This is a genomic window from Terribacillus sp. FSL K6-0262, assembly GCF_037977385.1.
Classification (GTDB): Bacteria; Bacillota; Bacilli; order Bacillales; family Amphibacillaceae; genus Terribacillus.
In genome coordinates, this window is the sequence record NZ_CP150277.1 from 2,521,915 (window position 1) to 2,540,762 (window position 18,848).

21 protein-coding genes are annotated in these 18,848 nt (G+C 46.2%); 19 read left to right on the forward strand and 2 right to left on the reverse strand.

Annotated elements, in window-relative coordinates:
• The first annotated feature begins 111 nt into the window (after positions 1 to 111).
• Positions 112 to 615 (forward strand): VanZ family protein, encoded by a 504-nt coding sequence (locus MHI54_RS12890; protein WP_233135180.1) that lies wholly within the window; start codon positions 112 to 114, stop codon positions 613 to 615.
• A gap of 314 nt (positions 616 to 929) precedes the next feature.
• Here the strand turns inward: MHI54_RS12890 and MHI54_RS12895 are convergent, their stop codons facing one another.
• Entirely contained in the window at positions 930 to 1,652 is a 723-nt protein-coding gene (locus MHI54_RS12895) for a GntR family transcriptional regulator (protein ID WP_340081703.1), read from the reverse strand.
• Between the two features lie 139 nt (positions 1,653 to 1,791).
• Between MHI54_RS12895 and nagA the strand changes: the two genes are divergently transcribed.
• The gene (gene nagA, locus MHI54_RS12900; RefSeq protein WP_340081705.1) at positions 1,792 to 2,949 is read left to right on the forward strand and encodes an N-acetylglucosamine-6-phosphate deacetylase; all 1,158 of its coding nucleotides are present in this window, start codon (positions 1,792 to 1,794) and stop codon (positions 2,947 to 2,949) included.
• A 5-nt stretch (positions 2,950 to 2,954) separates the two neighbouring features.
• Complete coding sequence (gene nagB / locus MHI54_RS12905; RefSeq protein WP_340082949.1) at positions 2,955 to 3,707, forward strand: glucosamine-6-phosphate deaminase; 753 nt, start codon at positions 2,955 to 2,957, stop codon at positions 3,705 to 3,707.
• Positions 3,708 to 3,761: 54 nt separating this feature from the next.
• On the opposite strand, the gene MHI54_RS12910 is transcribed toward nagB, so the two are convergent.
• Positions 3,762 to 4,394, reverse strand: coding sequence for a YigZ family protein (locus tag MHI54_RS12910; RefSeq protein ID WP_095217222.1), 633 nt, complete (start codon positions 4,392 to 4,394; stop codon positions 3,762 to 3,764).
• A gap of 138 nt (positions 4,395 to 4,532) precedes the next feature.
• On the opposite strand from MHI54_RS12910, the gene MHI54_RS12915 reads away from it, so the two are divergent.
• The 16 genes from MHI54_RS12915 to MHI54_RS12990 all read left to right on the forward strand — a co-directional run bounded on the left by MHI54_RS12915 (position 4,533) and on the right by MHI54_RS12990 (position 18,835).
• Positions 4,533 to 5,672 (forward strand): sensor histidine kinase, encoded by a 1,140-nt coding sequence (locus MHI54_RS12915; RefSeq protein ID WP_095217221.1) that lies wholly within the window; start codon positions 4,533 to 4,535, stop codon positions 5,670 to 5,672.
• A gap of 157 nt (positions 5,673 to 5,829) precedes the next feature.
• On the forward strand, positions 5,830 to 6,510 hold the full coding sequence (locus MHI54_RS12920) for a response regulator transcription factor (protein WP_093725495.1): 681 nt from the start codon (positions 5,830 to 5,832) through the stop codon (positions 6,508 to 6,510).
• 206 nt (positions 6,511 to 6,716) lie between these two features.
• On the forward strand, positions 6,717 to 7,559 hold the full coding sequence (locus tag MHI54_RS12925; RefSeq protein ID WP_095217220.1) for a DegV family protein: 843 nt from the start codon (positions 6,717 to 6,719) through the stop codon (positions 7,557 to 7,559).
• A gap of 285 nt (positions 7,560 to 7,844) precedes the next feature.
• Positions 7,845 to 9,002 carry a DEAD/DEAH box helicase gene (locus tag MHI54_RS12930; protein WP_340081712.1) on the forward strand — a complete coding sequence of 386 codons (1,158 nt, stop codon included), beginning with the start codon at positions 7,845 to 7,847 and terminating at the stop codon, positions 9,000 to 9,002.
• 140 nt (positions 9,003 to 9,142) lie between these two features.
• Entirely contained in the window at positions 9,143 to 9,676 is a 534-nt protein-coding gene (locus MHI54_RS12935; protein ID WP_095217218.1) for a ComF family protein, read from the forward strand.
• Between the two features lie 117 nt (positions 9,677 to 9,793).
• Entirely contained in the window at positions 9,794 to 10,210 is a 417-nt protein-coding gene (locus MHI54_RS12940) for a TIGR03826 family flagellar region protein (RefSeq protein WP_095217217.1), read from the forward strand.
• A gap of 84 nt (positions 10,211 to 10,294) precedes the next feature.
• On the forward strand, positions 10,295 to 10,552 hold the full coding sequence (flgM, locus tag MHI54_RS12945; RefSeq protein ID WP_095217216.1) for a flagellar biosynthesis anti-sigma factor FlgM: 258 nt from the start codon (positions 10,295 to 10,297) through the stop codon (positions 10,550 to 10,552).
• A gap of 18 nt (positions 10,553 to 10,570) precedes the next feature.
• Positions 10,571 to 11,062, forward strand: a complete 492-nt coding sequence (locus MHI54_RS12950; protein WP_340081719.1) for a flagellar protein FlgN — start codon at positions 10,571 to 10,573, stop codon at positions 11,060 to 11,062.
• Between the two features lie 40 nt (positions 11,063 to 11,102).
• Positions 11,103 to 12,620: a flagellar hook-associated protein FlgK gene (flgK, locus tag MHI54_RS12955; RefSeq protein ID WP_095217214.1), complete on the forward strand. Its 1,518-nt coding sequence runs from the start codon at positions 11,103 to 11,105 to the stop codon at positions 12,618 to 12,620.
• Between the two features lie 7 nt (positions 12,621 to 12,627).
• A complete protein-coding gene (gene flgL, locus MHI54_RS12960) occupies positions 12,628 to 13,512 on the forward strand; it encodes a flagellar hook-associated protein FlgL (protein ID WP_095217213.1) in 885 nt (294 codons plus the stop codon).
• Positions 13,513 to 13,568: 56 nt separating this feature from the next.
• Positions 13,569 to 14,162 carry a DUF6470 family protein gene (locus tag MHI54_RS12965; protein ID WP_340081722.1) on the forward strand — a complete coding sequence of 198 codons (594 nt, stop codon included), beginning with the start codon at positions 13,569 to 13,571 and terminating at the stop codon, positions 14,160 to 14,162.
• Positions 14,163 to 14,173: 11 nt separating this feature from the next.
• Entirely contained in the window at positions 14,174 to 14,611 is a 438-nt protein-coding gene (gene fliW / locus MHI54_RS12970) for a flagellar assembly protein FliW (RefSeq protein WP_095217211.1), read from the forward strand.
• Positions 14,611 to 14,841, forward strand: coding sequence for a carbon storage regulator CsrA (csrA, locus tag MHI54_RS12975; protein ID WP_095217210.1), 231 nt, complete (start codon positions 14,611 to 14,613; stop codon positions 14,839 to 14,841). The genes fliW and csrA overlap by 1 nt, the downstream gene beginning before the upstream one ends.
• A 125-nt stretch (positions 14,842 to 14,966) precedes the next feature.
• Positions 14,967 to 15,788, forward strand: coding sequence for a flagellin (locus MHI54_RS12980; RefSeq protein WP_095217209.1), 822 nt, complete (start codon positions 14,967 to 14,969; stop codon positions 15,786 to 15,788).
• 92 nt (positions 15,789 to 15,880) lie between these two features.
• A complete protein-coding gene (locus tag MHI54_RS12985) occupies positions 15,881 to 17,791 on the forward strand; it encodes a glycosyltransferase (RefSeq protein WP_340081725.1) in 1,911 nt (636 codons plus the stop codon).
• Positions 17,792 to 18,835 carry a glycosyltransferase family 2 protein gene (locus MHI54_RS12990; RefSeq protein WP_340081728.1) on the forward strand — a complete coding sequence of 348 codons (1,044 nt, stop codon included), beginning with the start codon at positions 17,792 to 17,794 and terminating at the stop codon, positions 18,833 to 18,835.
• The last annotated feature ends 13 nt before the right edge of the window (positions 18,836 to 18,848 follow it).

Consider the following 18,848-nt stretch of genomic DNA (forward strand, 5'->3'; position numbering starts at 1 on the left):
GGGAAAGCCGTTTCATGTAAAGGTTTAGTAAAGCAAAGCAGCGGATACACTGCCTTTATAACTGCGTCTATGGTATAATCGTGACTTATCCAGAAAAAGGGAGGGGAGGAGATGAGCTTGAAAAAATGGGTTTATGGTATGCTGCCATTGGCTTGTATCCTCATCATTTTCCTGTTTTCTGCCACTCCTTATCAGGAACAGGATATCAAGCCGATGCTTGCTTCCCATGTCGATTTAAGTCCGCTTGAACCGTTCCTATCACCGATACACTTTACCTATCATGGGCAGGAAGTCAGTGTCCAGGCAGTAGGAATTTATTCCGTTGTGGAATTTTTCATAAGGAAAGCAGCCCATTTCAGTGTTTATTTCTGTCTGGCGATTCTCGCATTCGCGGCGCTTTATAAAGGATTCGGTCTGAAATATCGCATGTCGCTGCGGATTTCCTTGGTGATTTCGATCCTATACGCGTGTTTTGATGAATTCCATCAAAGCCTTACTCCTGGCAGGACTCCTTATGTGGGTGATGTCATGATCGATACAATCGGGGCATGTGTGGGACTATTAGTGGTGATTATCGGCAAAAATCTATACCGCATTTATTGGAAACGATCATAGATGCGTCTAAATTCTTATTTTTGGCAAAAATGGACATCGTTTTGCAATGGATGTGGTATAGTTCACTATGTGTCACGTGATTCAGCTTGCGTACATAATGTATTGTATCGATTTACCAAACGAGGTGACATAGTGAGAGAGCAGGATATTTATAAACACATCTTAGCGAAACTGATCTCCCAGACGGAAAACAAACAAATCAACGATACGGATGCCATGATGAGAAAGCTAATTCAAGAATTGCAATCATATCGAATGACAAGTCAAAACTAAGAGCAGTGTACCGGGAACCGGCGCTGCTCTTTTTGTCTGTCTTAGCGGTAAAAACTGCTTGTGAACGTGTATTTATCTGCTCTATACGTGCTTGTTACATATTCGAACGGACGTTCATCCTTCAGATAGGACAAGCGATGAATCCGCAAAACTGCATCACCTGGCGATATGTTCAGTAAGCTGGCTGTTTCTTCATCAGCCAATAAAGCTTCTATTTCCTGTTCCGCGCGATGGAGCGTGAGCTGCATGTCCTCTTCCAAATATTTATAGAAGCTCTCCTTTAATTTAGTCTCCGTCAAGTGCTTGGTCATTTCCAGCGGGGAAGTGATCGTCTCCACTGCAATCGGCTCTTCATCCGCCAAACGCAGCCGTTTGATCCGGATAGCTTTCGTGCCGATTTCCTTTTGCAGCTTATCGGCAGCCAAACTGCTCAAATTGATTTCTTTCCATTCCAATATCTTGTTCGATGGTGTGAGACCGCGCGCCAGCATATCCTCGCGGAAGCTTGTCAATTTCGCCAAGGATTGGTGAAATGGCTGCTCTTTCACAAAAAGACCTTTATTCCGTCTTCTTTCCAGCAGGCCATCCTCAATCAGGGCCTGCATGGCATGTCTTACTGTCATTCGGCTGATGCCCAATGACTCGGTATAATGCCGTTCGGGCGGCAGCATTTCGCCGGGTGTTAAAGTGCCTGTCTCGATGTGTTCGCGGATCGCCTGCTCCAGCTGGTAATAAAGCGGAATCGGCGAGTTTTTGTCGATCATACTGGTTCTCCTCCATCGTTTCATTTCGCTTAGTATACCATGCTGAAAAATGATTGTATATAAATTGTCTATATGATTAGACAATGATCATACCTTGTGCTACGCTAACGGTATAATCTACGAAAGAAGGAATCTTGTCATGGGAGAAGTTTTGCTTCGCAATGTCCGGATCTGCCTGCCGGAAAAGATGATGACTGGTCATATCGGCATAGCGAATGGGAAAATAGCCGAAATAGGGGAAGGGGAACCATCCCGGCAGTATATGAAAGAAGTGGATGGGAAAAATCATTATGCGCTACCGGGGTTTATCGATGGGCATATCCATGGTGCTGCTGGTGCAGATACGATGGATGCGACACAGGAAAGCCTGCATACAATCGCTGCTTGGCTGCCGAATGAAGGAACAACCGCTTTCCTGGCGACAACGATCACACAGGGTCAGGGCGCGATTGAAGCGGCTTTGGAGCAAGTTGACTTGTTTTCGGCTCAAACAGGCGAAGCTGAACTTATCGGTGTCCACCTGGAAGGTCCTTTCGTCAATCCGAAAAAAGCCGGAGCGCAGCCGCTGTCGCATATTCAAAAGCCTGATGTCGAGCTTTTCCGGAAATGGAGGCAGTTATCGGGCGGCAATATCAGGGTGGTGACCCTGGCTCCGGAATGTGATGAAGACTACCGATTGACGGAGCTGCTTGCTTCGGAACGAATCGTGGCATCGGCCGGTCATACAGATGCGTCCTTTGAACAGATGAAGGAGGCTGCAAGACATGGCATCGGGCAGCTGACCCATTTATGCAATCAGATGAATGGCATACACCATCGAGACGTGGGTGCTGTCGGAGCCGGGTTCTTGTTATCCACGCTTTCATCTGAGCTGATAGCGGATGGCATCCATGTCGCACCCGAAATGCTTCGGTTGATTTATCAAAACGTTGGTCCGGAACGGCTGATTCTCATTACGGATTCCTTACGCGGAAAAGGGTTGGAAGATGGTACGTATGATCTGGGCGGCCAAGCTGTGACGGTCAAGGAAGGCAAGGCTCTGCTTCCTGATGGGACGCTGGCCGGCAGTATGCTTCAGATGAAAGATGCTGTATGCAACATGGCTGCATTTGCAGATGCATCTGTTTTGGATATCGCCAAAATGACGGCCGAGAATCCCGCCAAACAGTATAAGATATATGATCGGAAAGGATCACTGACAAAAGGGAAGGATGCAGATATCGTCCTGCTTGATGACCAGCTGACATTGCAAGCTACTTATTGCAGGGGAAATCTTGCTTACCAGAAGGAGGAATGATCATGCTGACAATGGAAAAAGCAAAGGATTACACCGAGCTCAGTGAAATGGCAGCCGAGCGCATCATCACCAAGCTCTCCGCCAAGCCTGATGCTGTACTTGGACTTGCGACCGGATCCACTCCGGAAGGCATGTATGACGCGCTTATCAAAGCTTATAAACAAAAACGCATCTCTTTTGCCGAAGCTACCACCTTTAATTTGGATGAATATGTGAATCTAGATCCAAAGGATGAAAACAGCTATGCTTATTATATGGATCAGCATCTATTCCAGCATATCGATTTATCTCCTGGGAATGCGCATCTTCCGAATGGCAAATCGGCTGATTTGGATGCCGCATGCTCTGCTTATGAGCGGCTGATAGAGAGAGCGGGCGGGATTGACCTGCAAGTGATCGGTATCGGGCTGAATGGACATATTGGTTTCAATGAACCATATACGCCATTCGAGCGCCGGACGCATGTAGTGGAACTGGATGAAACGACCAGGAAAGCGAATGCCCGTTTCTTTCCGGATTTGGATGCTGTCCCGACACATGCCATCACGATGGGGATCCGGAACATCATGGAAAGCAAGGAACTGCTTCTGCTTGTATCCGGCGAACAAAAAGCGGCTGTATTGGAACGTCTGGTATATGGGGATAAAACAGAAGCATTCCCTGCCTCCATCATCAAGGATCACCCGAATGTGACCATCATTGCCGATCAAGGTGCATTAAGCGGTTTGAAGGCAGCGGATCATCGAACTGGAGATTGATTTCCCGGGTAATAATTTGTCGAAAAAAAAGATGTGCAGAAGTCGGAATGACTTTTACACATCTTCTTCTATATATTCTTGACCGCCAAAGGTGATTTCAGCTTGTGCATTGGTCATATCCGTCACATAGGTCCGGAATTCTTCTTCTTTTCCCGATTCCATGGCCACATGGAGCACGACATGATCAGCATAATCAATCGTACGCAGTGTATAGGCGGATTGTCGCAGTTCATTTTCGACTTTTCCGAGCAATGTATAATCGATATGGATTTCCGCCAGCTGCATCAGCTGTCGTTTTACGACACCGATTTCATCGATCGACTGAGAGGCTGATCCGGAATACGCGCGAATCAGGCCGCCTGCACCGAGCTTGATGCCGCCGAAATACCTAGTAACGACAACAGCCGTATCCTTTAAGCCCTTTTTTTTCAGCACTTCCAGGATTGGCACTCCGGCAGTTCCGCTAGGTTCTCCATCATCACTTGCCTTTTGGATCAAGTCATGTTCACCGATCATATAGGCGGAGCAATTGTGGGTGGCGTCTTTATGCTCTTTCTTGATTTTCTGGATGAAGGCGATTGCTTCTTCCTCCGTTTCGACGCGTTTCACATGACCGATAAAACGGGATTTCTGAATGACAATTTCGTGTGAACCTTCCGTTTTTACGGTAAAATAAGTTGTAAGCATCTTGCATTTTACCTCCTTGAGCACTCATTATATAAAGATAGCAGAAATATGAAGGATTACATAGAAAAGTATCCCCGTAAACCCCATAAAGCAGTTGGGTAATTCGAATGATATAGCATACAAGATTGGAGTAATGAAATGGGCAGGAAAATCGAAGACAAAGCGCTCGACCGGATCATCAACGAGATGGTGGAAGCTGTCGAGAACAGCAAGGATGAGATTTTTTACATAGGGGAAGAGTCGCGGATGGAATACGAGCAGCTCCTTACCGACCTGCAGCTCACGAAGGAGAAAGTGGCTGATATGATCAAGGAGGGCGATCAGCTTGAACAGAAAGTCCGTTATTCCAAGATGCGCTTGTCCGATGTAAGCCGTGATTTCGATCGCTATTCAGAAGAAGAGATCAGGGAAGTGTACGAGCAAACGCATAAGCTGCAGATCGAGCTTCGTATGTCCCGTGAAAAGGAGAAGCTTCTGCGGGAACGCCGTGATGAGATCCAGCGTCGTTTGCAAGGATTGGAACTCAAGATGAAGCGTGCGGAAGGTCTTGTCGGGAAAATCAGTGTTGTCCTGAATTATTTGAATGATGATTTCAAACAAGTTTCCCAGCTGATTCATGATGCCAAAGAAAAACAGGAATTCGGCTTGAAAATCATCGAAGCGCAAGAGGAAGAACGACGCAGGCTCTCCAGGGAGATGCATGATGGTCCAGCTCAAATGCTGGCGAATATCCTGCTGAGATCCGAATTGGTCGATCGCACTTTCCGCGAAAGAAGCACGGAGGAAGCGCTGCTGGAAATCCAAAATATGCGCAAGATGGTCCGCAGCTCGCTGTATGAAGTTCGCCGCATCATCTACGATCTTCGTCCGATGGCCTTGGATGATCTGGGCTTGCTGCCTACCATCAAGAAGTACTTGGCCAATATCGAGGAATTCAATAATATCCATATCGACTTTACGGCACTGAAAGCCGAAAAGCGGCTGGATCCCAAATATGAAGTGGCATTATTCCGCCTTACCCAGGAAGCGGTCCAGAATGCAGTCAAGCATGCAGAACCGACCTCGATAAAGGTCCGCCTGGAAGTGATGCAGGAGTTGGTGGTGATCAGCATTGTCGACGATGGCAAGGGCTTCGACGTCACAGTGAAAAAAGAAAATTCCTTTGGGATCATTGGAATGCGGGAACGTGTCGAGATGCTGGATGGATCCATTTCTTTCCATTCCGAAATCGGGAAAGGCACCCGGGTCCTGATCAAGGTACCGCTTACAGAAGGATAAGACTGGCGGTATTCAGGTAATTATGCTTATAATTAGAAGCATGTAAAATGTTATTAATTTAGTCGGGATTTGTTAACGCACTTATAATTGCCTATTACAAAGAGATAATGCAGCAACAGATGAAAAACGACAAGAACTTGTAGGAGGAGCGAACCATATGAGTACTGGAATATTATTGATTGACGACCATAAGCTTTTTCGAGAGGGCGTCAAACGCATCCTGGAATTCGAACCTGCTTTCCAGGTTGTAGCGGAAGGCGATGATGGATCGGAAGCACTTGATCTGGTTGAAAAGTATAATCCCGATGTCGTGCTTATGGACATCAATATGCCGACCACGAACGGTGTACAAGCAACAGCGGACTTAATCAAGCATCGTCCCGATATCAACGTCATCATCCTCTCCATCCATGATGATGAGAACTACGTGACACATGCTTTGAAAACAGGTGCCCAAGGCTACTTGCTGAAAGAAATGGATGCAGATTCTTTGATCGATGCCATCAAGGTTGTCAGTGAAGGCGGATCTTATCTGCATCCGAAAGTCACGCACAATCTTGTGAAGGAATACCGTCGCCTTGCAGAGGAAAGCAACTCCTCCATTTCCAGCAAAATCGGTGAGCACCGCCGTCCATTGCACTTGCTTACACGCCGGGAATGTGAAGTGCTGCAGCTGCTTGCCGATGGCAAGAGCAACCGCGGTGTGGCAGAGGCACTGTATATCAGTGAAAAGACAGTCAAAAACCATGTCAGCAATATTTTACAGAAAATGAATGTAAACGACCGTACACAAGCAGTCGTGACAGCAATCCGCAACGGCTGGGTCGAAGTATTATAAGAGTTGAAAGTCCGGGTATGAAGCCCGGACTTTTTTGTTTTTAACGAAGAAGAGGAAGTATAAAGCTGTTTCGTCTGATCATCTGGCAATTGCTCCTGGCTTGATCTGAATTGAAATTCCTATTTGACGGATGCAAAAAGAACAAGCATAGGGTAAGATAGAAAGCAGAAAATAGAAGGCAGAAAATTGTAAGGGAGACCGATAGCATGAATATTGCTGTGATGACAGATAGTACAGCATATCTTACGCCGGAACAGCGAGAAGCATTTAACATACATATGATTCCATTGCAGGTCGTTTTCGACGATGCAACGTATGAAGAGGAAGTGGATATCACTGCTGCGGAATTTTACGCCAAAGTCAAGCAGCAGAAAACTTTGCCGAAAACATCGCAGCCAGTGGTCGGGAAAGTGATCGGACTTCTGGAGGAATTGAGCAAAAGCTATGACGCTGTGATCAGTGTCCATCTGTCCAGCGGAATCAGCGGGACTTACCAATCCATGATCGCTGCAGATGATATGGTCGATGGAATCGATGTCCATGCATACGATTCCGAGCTGAGCTGCATGGCGCAAGGGTTCTATGCACTGGAAGCAGCCCGCATGGCAAAGCAAGGTGCTTCCGTGGAAGACATCTTAAAGCGGCTGGATGAAATGAAGGAAACGATGGATGCTTATTTCATCGTGGATGATCTTTCCAACCTGCAGCGAGGCGGACGCCTGAACGGGGCGCAAGCCCTCATCGGCAGTTTGCTCCAGGTGAAACCGGTTCTCCATTTCGAGAATAAAGTCATCGTTCCTTTCGAAAAGATCCGTACAAAGAAGAAAGCCATCAGCCGCATCAAAGCACTATTCGCCGAACAGGCATCCAGCGGGGCAAAAATGAAAGCCTGCTTCATCCATGCCAATAGACCGGAAGAAGCTGAAAGTCTTCGTCAGGAATTGGCGGCCGAATACCCGAATGCAGAAGTGGAAGTCTCTTATTTCGGTCCGGTTATCGGCACCCATCTGGGAGAGGGTGCAATCGGCCTGACGTGGTACAAAGAGTGACAGGGGAGGAACTTTTTCTCCCCCTTTTTTATAGAAAGGAGCAAATATATGGAGCTTGACCCAAAACGGTATGCCGGCAAGCGGCTATTACGGCGTGAAATCCCCTTATCAAGTACAACCCTCCGAAAAGCTCTTCAGAACGAACACTTCAAACAAATTCCAGCTATCCGCAAAGAAAAAAGCGGTTCATACTGCAATCGCTGCAATGCCGCGCAGTCTCTCCTGCAAATGATTTCCTGCCAGATTTGCGGCAGTATACATCTCTATTGCCGGAATTGCATTCAGATGGGAAGAGTGAGCGCATGTGAATATTTTTATGAATGGGCAGGGACAGCGCCTGAATGGCCGCGGCATACAAAGCCATGCGCTTGGGAGGGAGAGCTTACCCTCCACCAGCAGGCTGCCGCAGATGCAATCGAGCAAGCGATGAAACAGAGCGGGAAGCTGCTGGTCCATGCTGTCTGCGGGGCGGGAAAGACCGAGATGCTGTTCCAGGGCATAGCCTCTGCGCTCGAAAATGGAAAACGGATTTGCCTTGCGACACCGCGGGCGGATGTCGTTCGGGAATTGCTGCCGCGATTCCAGCAGGCTTTTCCGCAAGTGGCCGTACAGGCCCTTCATGGCGGCAGTCCGGACAAGACAGGCGATGGTCAGCTTATCCTTGCGACCACGCATCAGCTGCTCCGGTTTTATCATGCTTTTGATGTGCTTATCATCGATGAAATAGACGCTTTTCCTTATCATGCGGACCCGATGCTCCATATCGCCTCAGAAAAAGCCAAGAAACCAAGATGCGCTTCCATTTTCCTCACCGCAACTCCACGGCTGAAAGAAAGGCGGCAGATTGCTGCCAATACGCTCCCGCATGTGTTTGTTCCCTTACGTTTCCATGGACAGCCGCTCCCTGTACCAATAGTGAAGATGTGCTTTGGTTTGCGTAAGCAACTGAAAAAAGGTGATTTTCCAAAAGGATTCATAAAGTGGCTCCATAAGCGGAGGAATCCGTCGAGGCAGCTGCTTGTCTTTTTGCCGACGGTTGTGCTGGCTGATACATTGCAGGCAGAAGCGCAGCGGACACTGCACCCCTTTGCACAAAAAATCCTGTCCCAAAAACAAGCTGAAACACTTATCAGCACCGCACATGCTGCCGATAAAGACAGAGAGGAGAAGATACAGGCATTCCGCAATCGGGAAACAGCAATTATATTGACGACGACCATCCTGGAACGTGGTGTTACATTTCCTTCTGTTGATGTTGCCATCCTGGATGCCGGCCATGATGTCTTCGATGAGGCAGCGCTGGTGCAGATTGCTGGCCGTGCAGGCCGCAGCCCTGCCGATCCGACTGGAGAGGTCGTCTTTTTTCATGAGGGCAGAAGTGATGCAATGGACAAGGCGATACAAGCCATCCAAGGCATGAATCGACGGGCAAAGCGTTTATGACGATTTGCTTTGGCTGCGGTGAAACATATACTTTCAGACCGAGCTGGTCGACTTTTTTATGGCCTGAGCGTTTATCTCTGCTTTGCCCCGTCTGCGCCGGGTCCTTTCACCAGCTCAAGGAATCAGGATGCCCCATCTGTATGAAGCAGACAGGTTCCGCTACTTGTGCAGATTGCCGGTATTGGGAAAAATCCAGCTATCGATCTGTACTTGAGAAGAATGTATCGTTGTATGGGTATGAGTCATTTATGCAGGATTATATAGCAAGATGGAAGTATCGCGGGGATTATGTACTGGGGAAAGTTTTCGAAGCAGACTTCAAGAAACTCTATCAGCAGTATTTCCATGATTCCAAGTATGTCGCAGTGCCCATACCATTGAGCGCGGAACGAATGGCCGAGAGAGGCTTCAATCAAGCTTTGGAACTGGCGGATTTTACAGGAGCGAAAAAGAAAGAAGTGCTGGGCAGGAGGCATGGGGAGAAGCAATCCAAGCGCAGCCGCTTGCACAGGCTGACTGCTGATAATCCTTTTTATCTATTGGCAGAGCCGCCGGAATACGCCGTATTGATCGATGATATTTATACAACGGGCACTACGCTGCGGCATGCTGCTCGAATGATGAAGGAAAATGGCAGCGTTTATGTGGCTGCCTGTACGCTTATCAGGGGGTAACTTTCCCATATGACAAATGTCGTGTAAACAGCGGCTTTATCACTTTATCATGCTATAATCATACTAAGCGGGACACAAATCAGTGTACCTATTATACTAGGAGGAGGGCGTTAGCCTATGTTAGAACTAGCAAATTGCGTCCGCTGCGGAAGCGTATTCGCACGAGATTACCGAGATATTTGTCCGAATTGCCATCGAGAGGAAGAACGTTCCTTCCAGATGGTCCATCAATATCTGCGCAAACGTGAGAATCGCCAAGCAACCATCCAGCAAATCACGGAAGCAACAACGGTACCGGAATCATTGATCATCAAATTCGTCCGTGAAAAACGGCTGCTGCCAAGCCAATTCCCGATGCTGTCCTATTCCTGCCGCAATTGTTCCAATCAGATCACAGAAGGTGAAATCTGCGCGGATTGCAAAGATCAAATGCGCAAAGAACTGGACATCGCCCGTGAATTGGACGAAAAACGCACTGTTGCCGGCGTACAAGAGCAGCGCGTGTATTATAATGCAGATCGCTCTGTGAAATAATTAGTCAAATCGCTAAACATTTCCCCGATGTTGACCGATACTATCTGTAAGAGTGTTAAGAAGTTGGAAAGGGGTGCAGATCTTATGAAGATTCAAGGTCCGAACCAATCCGGTTTCAATCCGTACACAAAACAGCTGAAGCAGCAGGCTGATTTGCAGAAAGCAAGTCAGCGCCAGGATAAACTGGAGATCTCCTCGGAGGCGAAGCGCCTCCAGGAAGGCGACAAAATCCAGGCCAGCCGCAAAAGCCATGTGGAACAGATAAAAGCCGCAGTACAAAATGGCGAATATAAAGTCGATGCAGAGAAAACCGCTAAGAAAATGATGGATTTTTGGTCATAAGACCAAGGAGGAGCAACCATGGCTTTACAGGATTTATACGAAACGATCGAGAAATTGCATAGATTGCACCGGAGTCTGGTGGAAATCAGCCGTCTCAAAACGGATTATTTGAAATCAAATGATATGGACAGCCTCCAAAAGCAGCTGCTTGCCGAGAAGAAGCATGTGCAGGCTGTATCCCAGCTCGAAAAGCTTCGGATCAAACAAACGGAATCATGGGCAGTTTCTGCCGGCCTTCCAGTGCCGTCCACTGTTACCGAGCTTTTGGAACAGATTACGGATCAGCAGATGGTGCGTCAGCTTGAAAAAGAGCTGATCGGATTGACAGAGGCAGTGACGGAGCTAAAAAAGCAGGAAGCACTCAATCAGCAGCTGCTGGAGCAGTCGATGCAATTTTTGCAGATTTCACTGGATATGCTTGCTCCCTCCATCCAATCATTGAATTACGGCACTCCCGACCAGGATCAGCAGCGGCCGCAGAATCGCGCTCTATTCGACTCCAAAGCATAACACTATTACGGAAAGCCATCGGTAAAAGGGGAATGAATAAATGGGATCGACATTTGCAGGATTAGAAATCGCCCGCTCTGCGCTATTTGCACAGCAGACGGCACTATACACGACAAGCAATAACATAGCCAATGCCAACACAGAAGGCTACACAAGACAACGTGTCAACTTCGAACAAATCTCCCCATATCCAGCCGCAGGACGCAATCGTCCGCAAGTGGTCGGCCAGCAGGGAACAGGCGTCGAGGCAGGATCGATCGAACGGATCCGCAACAGTTATCTGGATGCGCAATATCGTTCGCAAACTGGTACAGCCAGCTTTTGGAATACAAAATCAGAAGCATTGAGCCGTATGGAAGGCATCATGAACGAGCCTTCTGATTCAGGCTTGTCAGCTGTCATGGATGATTTCTGGAGCGCACTCCAGGATTTATCGGCAACCCCGGAGGAGTCCGGTGCTCGTTCTGTCGCCTTGCAAAAAGGACAAGCTGTTGCAGATACGTTCAACTATATCTCCAGCAGCCTCAGCAATGTCCGAGGCGACTTGCAAGATCAGATTGACAATGTGTCCGTCAAAAGCATCAATTCCTATTTGAATCAAATCAATGAATTGAACAAACAGATCGCTAAGATGGAACCGCATGGCATGGTGACGAATGATCTGTATGATAAACGGGATGTGCTCATCGATGAGCTGTCTTCGATGGTCAACATCAAAGTGGAATACCAGGAATCCGGCGGCATGGCGCCGACAGCCGCCCAAGGTATCGCCAAGATTACTTTGGTTGATGAGGAAGGTGCGCCCCAAGCGGTTTTGGTCGACCCGGATACAAAGACCTATCAGGAAATGTCCGTGCAATATGGACAAGATGAAAACGGCATGGAAGGCGTTCAAAGCATCACTTTTGGAGATACAGAGATTCCTGTAGAGGAATTCACATCCAAGGGTGAACTTAAAGGTCTGATAGATTCCTATGGTTATTTGGAAGATGGAGCTATTAAAGGTACATACCCGGAAATGATGCAGAATCTTGATAAAATGGCATTCAACTTTGCAAAGGCCCTTAATGCTGTCCAGCAGACAGGCTATACGAAAGATGGCAGCTTATCCGGCATCGATTTCTTTGACGCAGGTGATTCTGTATACGGCGCTGCCGCTAACATCAGCCTATCGGCTGAAATCGAGGGGAACCCGGATCTGATTGCAGCAAGTGCGGACGGTACTTCCGGAAATGGTGACAACGCGAAGAAACTGGCCGAAGCAATGCGATCTCCTTTGGAAGAATTAGGCGATACCTCCATCAGCAGCTTTTATGAAGGCATGATCGGAACATTAGGGGTGAACGCGCAGGAAGCAAACAGACAAGCAGCCAACTCCACTTCATTGGTGGATCAAGCTGACCTGCAGCGTCAATCCGTCTCCAGTGTGTCACTCGATGAAGAGATGACGAACATGATCAAGTTCCAGCACGCCTATAATGCTGCAGCCCGCAGCATGACAGCGGTTGACGAGATGCTTGATACGATCATCAACAACATGGGATTAGTAGGGAGGTAAGTAAAGGATGCGCATAACACAAAGTATGATGTCCGACCGTATGCTGCGTAACTTGAGCAATAGCTACAGCGACCTGAATAAATATTCCGAACAGCTGTCTTCAGGTAAGAAAATCACCAAGCCTTCTGACGACCCGGTTGTTGCCACAAAAGGTATGGGCTATCGGACCGAGGTACGTGAAGTCGAGCAGTATAAGCGGAATTTATCTGAAGCACAGACTTGGATCGATAACTCTGATTCTGCCTTGAACAATGCGACGAGTGCCCTGCAGCGTATCCGGGAGCTTGCTGTCCAAGCCAGCAATGGTACATATGAAGAAGGGCAGCGGGAGAATATTGCAGAAGAAGTGGATCAGCTCAAAGAGCAGCTGGCGACGATAGCCAATACACAAGTAAATGGTAAGTATATTTTTAACGGAACCAACACCGATGCAGCGCCCGTGACGATCAATGAAGATGGAAGTGTGACGGTGGATAATAATTCGAATGCAGTCAGCCTTACTTTATCCAAGGGCGTCGATGTAAAAGTGAATGTGGATGGAGATGCTGTATTCGGAGAGAAATTGTTCAGTGATTTGGAAAGCTTCTCTGCTGCGCTCCGTTCTGATACCCCAGATGAAGATTTGGATGCTTATATCGGTACGATCGATGAAAATATCAATAGCCTTATCAATGAGCGAGCCGATTTAGGTGCAAGGATGAACCGGCTGGACCTTGTATCGTCGCGTTTGGATGATCAGGAATTATCAGCGACAGAATTAATGTCCAATAATGAAGATGCCGAAATGGAAGAAGTCATCATGAATCTCGTGTCCCAGGAAGCAGTCCACCGAGCTGCTATGTCAGCGGGTGCACGAATCATCCAGCCGACCTTGATGGACTTCTTACGATAAAAATAGATAAAGCTCTGCCAATCGGCGGAGCTTTTTGTATAGGAAGGAGCCTATCCATGCAGATGCCGCAAGTAAAGCTGCAATCGCAGCAAGCTAAAATCAGCCTTCATACAACAGATGCAGCAGTCAACATCCAACAGCCAAGAGCCGAGCAAACCATCCACCAGCCAAAAGCTGAAATAACCATGCACACAACACCATCCAAGCTGACCATCGACCAGACCCAGGCTTGGAATGATATGGATTTGAAATCGGTTTTTAAACGGACGGAGGATTTCGCTGAGCTTGGCAGGAAATCCTTGCTTGAAGGCATAAGCCGCCGGGTCCAGGAGGGCAAGGAAATGATGGAGATCGAAAAAGGCGGCGATCCGATCGTTGCGCAGGCAAAACGAATCGCAGAACGAAATTTGAAGGAGTTTGCGATTGGATGGATACCATCGCATTTTGCTGTGAAGATCGATTATCAGCCATCTGAGCTGGAGATTGATGTGAAAGTCAACCGGCCGCTGATACGAAACACTCCACAGCATCCGCGATTCGATTATCAGCCAGGTCAAGTGGATACTGGTATTGCACAATATCAATCTCTGAAAGTAGACTTTGAGAATTTGAAATTCCATGGAGTCAATGGATTCGAGATGAATATATGAGGGATTCAAGCATGAATATCGAAACGAAATATTTTGGCAGCATGATAGTAGAGGAAGAGAAAGTTATCCGTTTTGAAAAGGGTTTGCCAGGATTCCAGGATGAAACCGGCTTTGTATTGATCGATTTTCCGGAGAATCCTGTATTCCGGATTTTGCAAAGTATAAAAACGCCTCCCGTGGCTTTTGTGGTGGCTAGTCCTTACCATTTCCATAAAGATTATGCGTTTGATTTGGATGAACCAATCAAAGAAGCATTAGCGATCACCAAAGCGGAACAGGTGAATGTATTAGCCATTTTGACGCTGCGGGATCCTTTTGCCAATAGCACGATCAACCTGCAGGCACCGATCATCATCAATGGAGAGTCACTGAAGGGACAGCAAGTCATCCTATCTGATGCATTTTCTTCCCGTACACCCTTGCAAGCTGAGAAAGCGAGGATGGAATAATGCTGGTTTTGACAAGAAAGGTCGGCGAATCGCTTAAAATCGGTGATGATGTAGAATTGAAAATCCTAAGTATCGATGGTGAACAAATCAAACTTGGCATCGAGGCCCCAAGGCATATTGCCATACATAGAAAGGAAGTCTATTTGGCCATTGAGCAGGAAAACAGCGCTGCAGCAGACACATCCGTCGATTTACTCGATTTCTTGAAAAATAATGGAGAAAAAAGCTAAACATGTTGCCATATCCTCCGATATAAATAGTACAGCACAGGAAAGCAGCGGGCGGCCGACCGCTTGCGGACCGTGAAAACCACAAGGATGTGGGCTGTACTTAAACTCAAGGAGGAATTTTTAAAATGAGAATCAACCATAATATCTCTGCACTTAACACGTACAACAAACTAAGTGCTAACAACTCTGCTACACAAGGCGCACTAGAAAAACTTTCTTCTGGTCTTCGCATCAACCGTGCTGGTGACGATGCTGCTGGATTGGCTATCTCCGAAAAAATGCGTGGTCAGATCCGCGGTCTAGACATGGCTGCGAAAAACGCACAGGATGGCGTTTCCCTAATCCAGACTGCTGAGGGTGCTTTGAACGAAACTCACTCTATCCTACAGCGCATGCGTGAGCTTGCAGTTCAGTCTTCCAACGACACGAACACTGCTTCAGAAGACCGTGTAGCTTTGCAAGATGAGTTCAACGAATTGGCAAAAGAAATCGACCGTATCTCTTCTGATACAGAGTTCAACACGAAAAAACTTCTTAACGGTACTACATCAGAAGTTACATTCCAAATCGGTGCAAACAGCGGCCAGCTTCTAACAGTTTCACTTCAAGCTATGGACGCTACAACTCTTGGTGTAAAAGATCTGGATATCAGCACTGCAACTGCATCTGAAATCTCTGGTGTGATCTCTACAATCGATGAAGCGATCAACAGCGTGTCCAGCTTCCGTTCTAACCTTGGTGCGAACCAAAACCGCCTGGAACACACAATCAACAACTTGAACACGTCTTCCGAGAACTTGACTGCTGCTGAATCCCGTGTAAGAGACGTAGACATGGCGAAAGAAATGATGGAATTCACTAAGAACAACATCCTTTCCCAAGCTGCACAGTCCATGCTTGCACAGGCTAACCAACAGCCACAAGGCGTTCTTCAGTTGCTACAATAATCAATCTATAAAGGAGCATTCTTTGCTCCTTTATAAAAATATCGTATCAAGTTACTTGATACGATATTTTTATTTCATATAGGGGGATTACCATGAAACCTTTCATTTCTCTGTGCATGATTGCAAAAGATGAAGAAACTGTTTTAAATAGATGTCTGGACTCCGTTAAGGGACTGGTGGACGAAATCATCATCATCGATACCGGTTCTGCAGACCGGACAAAAGAAATTGCAGCAGCATATACAGAGCATGTATATGATTTTGAATGGGTGAACGACTTTTCGGCTGCTCGGAACTTCGCTCAATCAAAAGCTTCCGGGAAATGGATTATTTATCTGGATGCCGATGAGTATGTGGATGAAGAGAATTTCAAAGATGTCATAACTGAGTTGAAAAATTTTGATGACGATCAAGCAGATGCTTTCATGGTGACGCAAGTAAACTTCTTGGGAGAATTAGGAGAAGGTGTTACACACACTCCGACGATACGAATCTATAAAAATACTCCTTCCATAAGTTTTTATCGAAAAGTGCATGAGCAACTGAAAATTGCAAATGGGACATTAAAAATAGCTTCATTGAATCTGTCCATTTACCACTCCGGTTATTTAGAGCGTACGCTCAAGAAAAAAGATAAAAACTCCCGAAACACTCCTTTGATCAACACAGAACTAAAAGGGAAAAATACTGGATTTGATTATTTCAACTTAGGAAATGAAGTGCTTTCACAGCAAAAATTTGCAGAAGCTGCCGATTTATATAAAAAAGCATTCCAAAAGAAAGATTCCATCCAATACCTTTGGGTACCTCTTGCGGTGGAAAGACTGATCTATTGTTTAGGGAATCTCAAGAGATACCAAGAGGCTTTGAAGATCGTGGAAGAAGCGATAGAGCTATGGTCTGGAGCGATTGATTTTCGGGTCCAGAAAGCATTGATTCTCTATTCGCAAGGAAGGTACAGGGAAACAAAACAGGAATTGGCTTACCTTGACTGGGGCAAACAGTGGGGAGTAGTTAACAGTGTCAATTATTTAGAGTACCTGCCATTCTATACATTGGGCAAAATCCATGAGGAAGAGGGAGACCTCACCAAAGCTGTAAAGAATTATAGCAAAGCGCTTAATTTCAACAAGAATGACGGGGAAACGATAACACGTCTATTTCGGTTATTGCTATCCTCCCATACAGATACCGAAGTTGCCCAATTCATTGAAAATAATAATTTGATGAATAGCCGCACCTCCGAGCGTGTATATATAAAGGCATTATTGGAAATAGGGGCGATTTCTCTGGTTGAGCTGCTTTTAGAAAGAAAACGAATACCAAGAACAAGCGGCCTGGAATTGAAACTGCAGATCGGGAAAGGCGACTTTGATGCAATTAAAACAAAAATAGCTGATTACTCCATTCTGCAGCTGTTCGCTGACAGCTATTTTGATTTGTTTGATCTAGTCATTATATCTATCGAATTGGATGACAAGACTTTCCTGGATAATTTGAAGCCTTCCCTTACTCAGGAAGATCATCGTTTGTTGAAGTCACTTATAACCTTGACGAACTTGGATAATAATTTGGGTGAGCTGGAGCGATTACTGTCCAGGACGGTCAGAATGCAATCATTTGATTGCTTCGAAAAAATCGTGGATACAATTCAGTCGGGAAGTTTGAATAATATAATTGCCCGCGTATTGTACGCACATGGATATAAAGAATTAAGTGCTGAATTCTATGCAGCTTCGGATTCTGCCAGCTTGAATGATAAGGACTTCGTCAATGTAATGGAACTTGCGATTTCCAACAACGATATTGATCTTGCCTTGACATTTGGGTTCCAAGCCATCAAACAGGACGTCAGCCATTTCAAGGTATATGAAATGGTAATGGAATGTTTGCAAAGCAAGGGAGAAGAAAAAGATATTGCTTCCTTCCGTAAAATTACGAATAAGATGTTTCCGGGTAACTACTTATCCCGGCAAGAAAGACAGCAGGCAGAGGCGAAATAAATGAAGGATTACCAAATAACCGTCATTGTACCCATGTATAATGTGGAGCTTTATATAGAAGAGACGATTGATTCCATCATCGCACAAACGATGTTCGATGAGGTGGAGTTACTGATTGTTGATGATTGCTCGACTGACGCTTCATGGGAGCTTGCCGAGCGAAAAAGAAAAAGGTTCCCATCCAATATCAGGCTGATACGTCAGCCTGAAAATGCAGGGGTTTCGGCTTCTCGTAATTTGGGCCTGAGACATGCGAACGGGGAGTATGTATTTTTTGCCGATTCGGATGATGTGCTGCCGCATGATGCATTGGAGAATCTATACAATGCTGCAAGTAAGGCAGAGGCGGATTTAGTCACGGCTCCTTTTGACCACTTGGTTGATGGAGCATTTAAAGAAGCAGGACTGACAAGGGTTTTTCCTGAGTTAAAGAGGGAAGGGTACATAAACATCCAGGAAAATCCTTCTATCATGTATAGCATTTTTTGCTGGGGGAAGTTATATAGAAAGTCTTTGATAAAAGAAATGTCCTTCCATGAAGATATCAGTTTTGGAGAAGACCAAATCTTTACGATTTCAGCCATGCTCCGTGCCGAGAATATTTTTAATCTATCTGACATCACATACCATTACAGGGGGCGGCTAGGTTCGATAACTAAATCAGCATCCAGCATCGAAGCGCTGGAAAGCTCCATACGTGTAGGAAGATTGGTAGAGGAGTGTATAGATGCGACTTCTCTGATACAAAAGGAGATGCTGAAGGGCTATTATTTTAGATCTTGTTTACTCAGGGATATCTGGGGACCTATACGTGTTGCGCTGAATAAAGCGGATATGGCGGAAAGGCATCAAACATTGTCTTTACTGAATGGGTGGATCACGGATCTATCAAGCCGATATATACGGGAGTATATAAGCGATTTCAATGAAATACTGAAGAACATCGGTGAATTGTTCCCAGTCATGGACACCAAGACACAGCAATTGTTAATTTCGATCCTTAAGGCAATAAAGACTAAATATGGACAACAAGCTGTAAACTAGTTAAAGTAAACGT

What these genes read in the sequence shown, in the direction of transcription:
- MHI54_RS12890 (WP_233135180.1), top strand. Translation starts at nt 112, where the DNA reads ATGAGCTTGAAAAAATGGGTTTATGGTATGCTGCCATTGGCTTGTATC.
- MHI54_RS12895 (WP_340081703.1), bottom strand. Translation starts at nt 1,652, where the DNA reads ATGATCGACAAAAACTCGCCGATTCCGCTTTATTACCAGCTGGAGCAG.
- nagA (WP_340081705.1), top strand. Translation starts at nt 1,792, where the DNA reads ATGGGAGAAGTTTTGCTTCGCAATGTCCGGATCTGCCTGCCGGAAAAG.
- MHI54_RS12910 (WP_095217222.1), bottom strand. Translation starts at nt 4,394, where the DNA reads ATGCTTACAACTTATTTTACCGTAAAAACGGAAGGTTCACACGAAATT.
- MHI54_RS12915 (WP_095217221.1), top strand. Translation starts at nt 4,533, where the DNA reads ATGGGCAGGAAAATCGAAGACAAAGCGCTCGACCGGATCATCAACGAG.
- MHI54_RS12920 (WP_093725495.1), top strand. Translation starts at nt 5,830, where the DNA reads ATGAGTACTGGAATATTATTGATTGACGACCATAAGCTTTTTCGAGAG.
- MHI54_RS12925 (WP_095217220.1), top strand. Translation starts at nt 6,717, where the DNA reads ATGAATATTGCTGTGATGACAGATAGTACAGCATATCTTACGCCGGAA.
- MHI54_RS12930 (WP_340081712.1), top strand. Translation starts at nt 7,845, where the DNA reads ATGGGAAGAGTGAGCGCATGTGAATATTTTTATGAATGGGCAGGGACA.
- MHI54_RS12935 (WP_095217218.1), top strand. Translation starts at nt 9,143, where the DNA reads ATGAAGCAGACAGGTTCCGCTACTTGTGCAGATTGCCGGTATTGGGAA.
- MHI54_RS12940 (WP_095217217.1), top strand. Translation starts at nt 9,794, where the DNA reads ATGTTAGAACTAGCAAATTGCGTCCGCTGCGGAAGCGTATTCGCACGA.
- flgM (WP_095217216.1), top strand. Translation starts at nt 10,295, where the DNA reads ATGAAGATTCAAGGTCCGAACCAATCCGGTTTCAATCCGTACACAAAA.
- MHI54_RS12950 (WP_340081719.1), top strand. Translation starts at nt 10,571, where the DNA reads ATGGCTTTACAGGATTTATACGAAACGATCGAGAAATTGCATAGATTG.
- flgK (WP_095217214.1), top strand. Translation starts at nt 11,103, where the DNA reads ATGGGATCGACATTTGCAGGATTAGAAATCGCCCGCTCTGCGCTATTT.
- flgL (WP_095217213.1), top strand. Translation starts at nt 12,628, where the DNA reads ATGCGCATAACACAAAGTATGATGTCCGACCGTATGCTGCGTAACTTG.
- MHI54_RS12965 (WP_340081722.1), top strand. Translation starts at nt 13,569, where the DNA reads ATGCAGATGCCGCAAGTAAAGCTGCAATCGCAGCAAGCTAAAATCAGC.
- fliW (WP_095217211.1), top strand. Translation starts at nt 14,174, where the DNA reads ATGAATATCGAAACGAAATATTTTGGCAGCATGATAGTAGAGGAAGAG.
- csrA (WP_095217210.1), top strand. Translation starts at nt 14,611, where the DNA reads ATGCTGGTTTTGACAAGAAAGGTCGGCGAATCGCTTAAAATCGGTGAT.
- MHI54_RS12980 (WP_095217209.1), top strand. Translation starts at nt 14,967, where the DNA reads ATGAGAATCAACCATAATATCTCTGCACTTAACACGTACAACAAACTA.
- MHI54_RS12985 (WP_340081725.1), top strand. Translation starts at nt 15,881, where the DNA reads ATGAAACCTTTCATTTCTCTGTGCATGATTGCAAAAGATGAAGAAACT.
- MHI54_RS12990 (WP_340081728.1), top strand. Translation starts at nt 17,792, where the DNA reads ATGAAGGATTACCAAATAACCGTCATTGTACCCATGTATAATGTGGAG.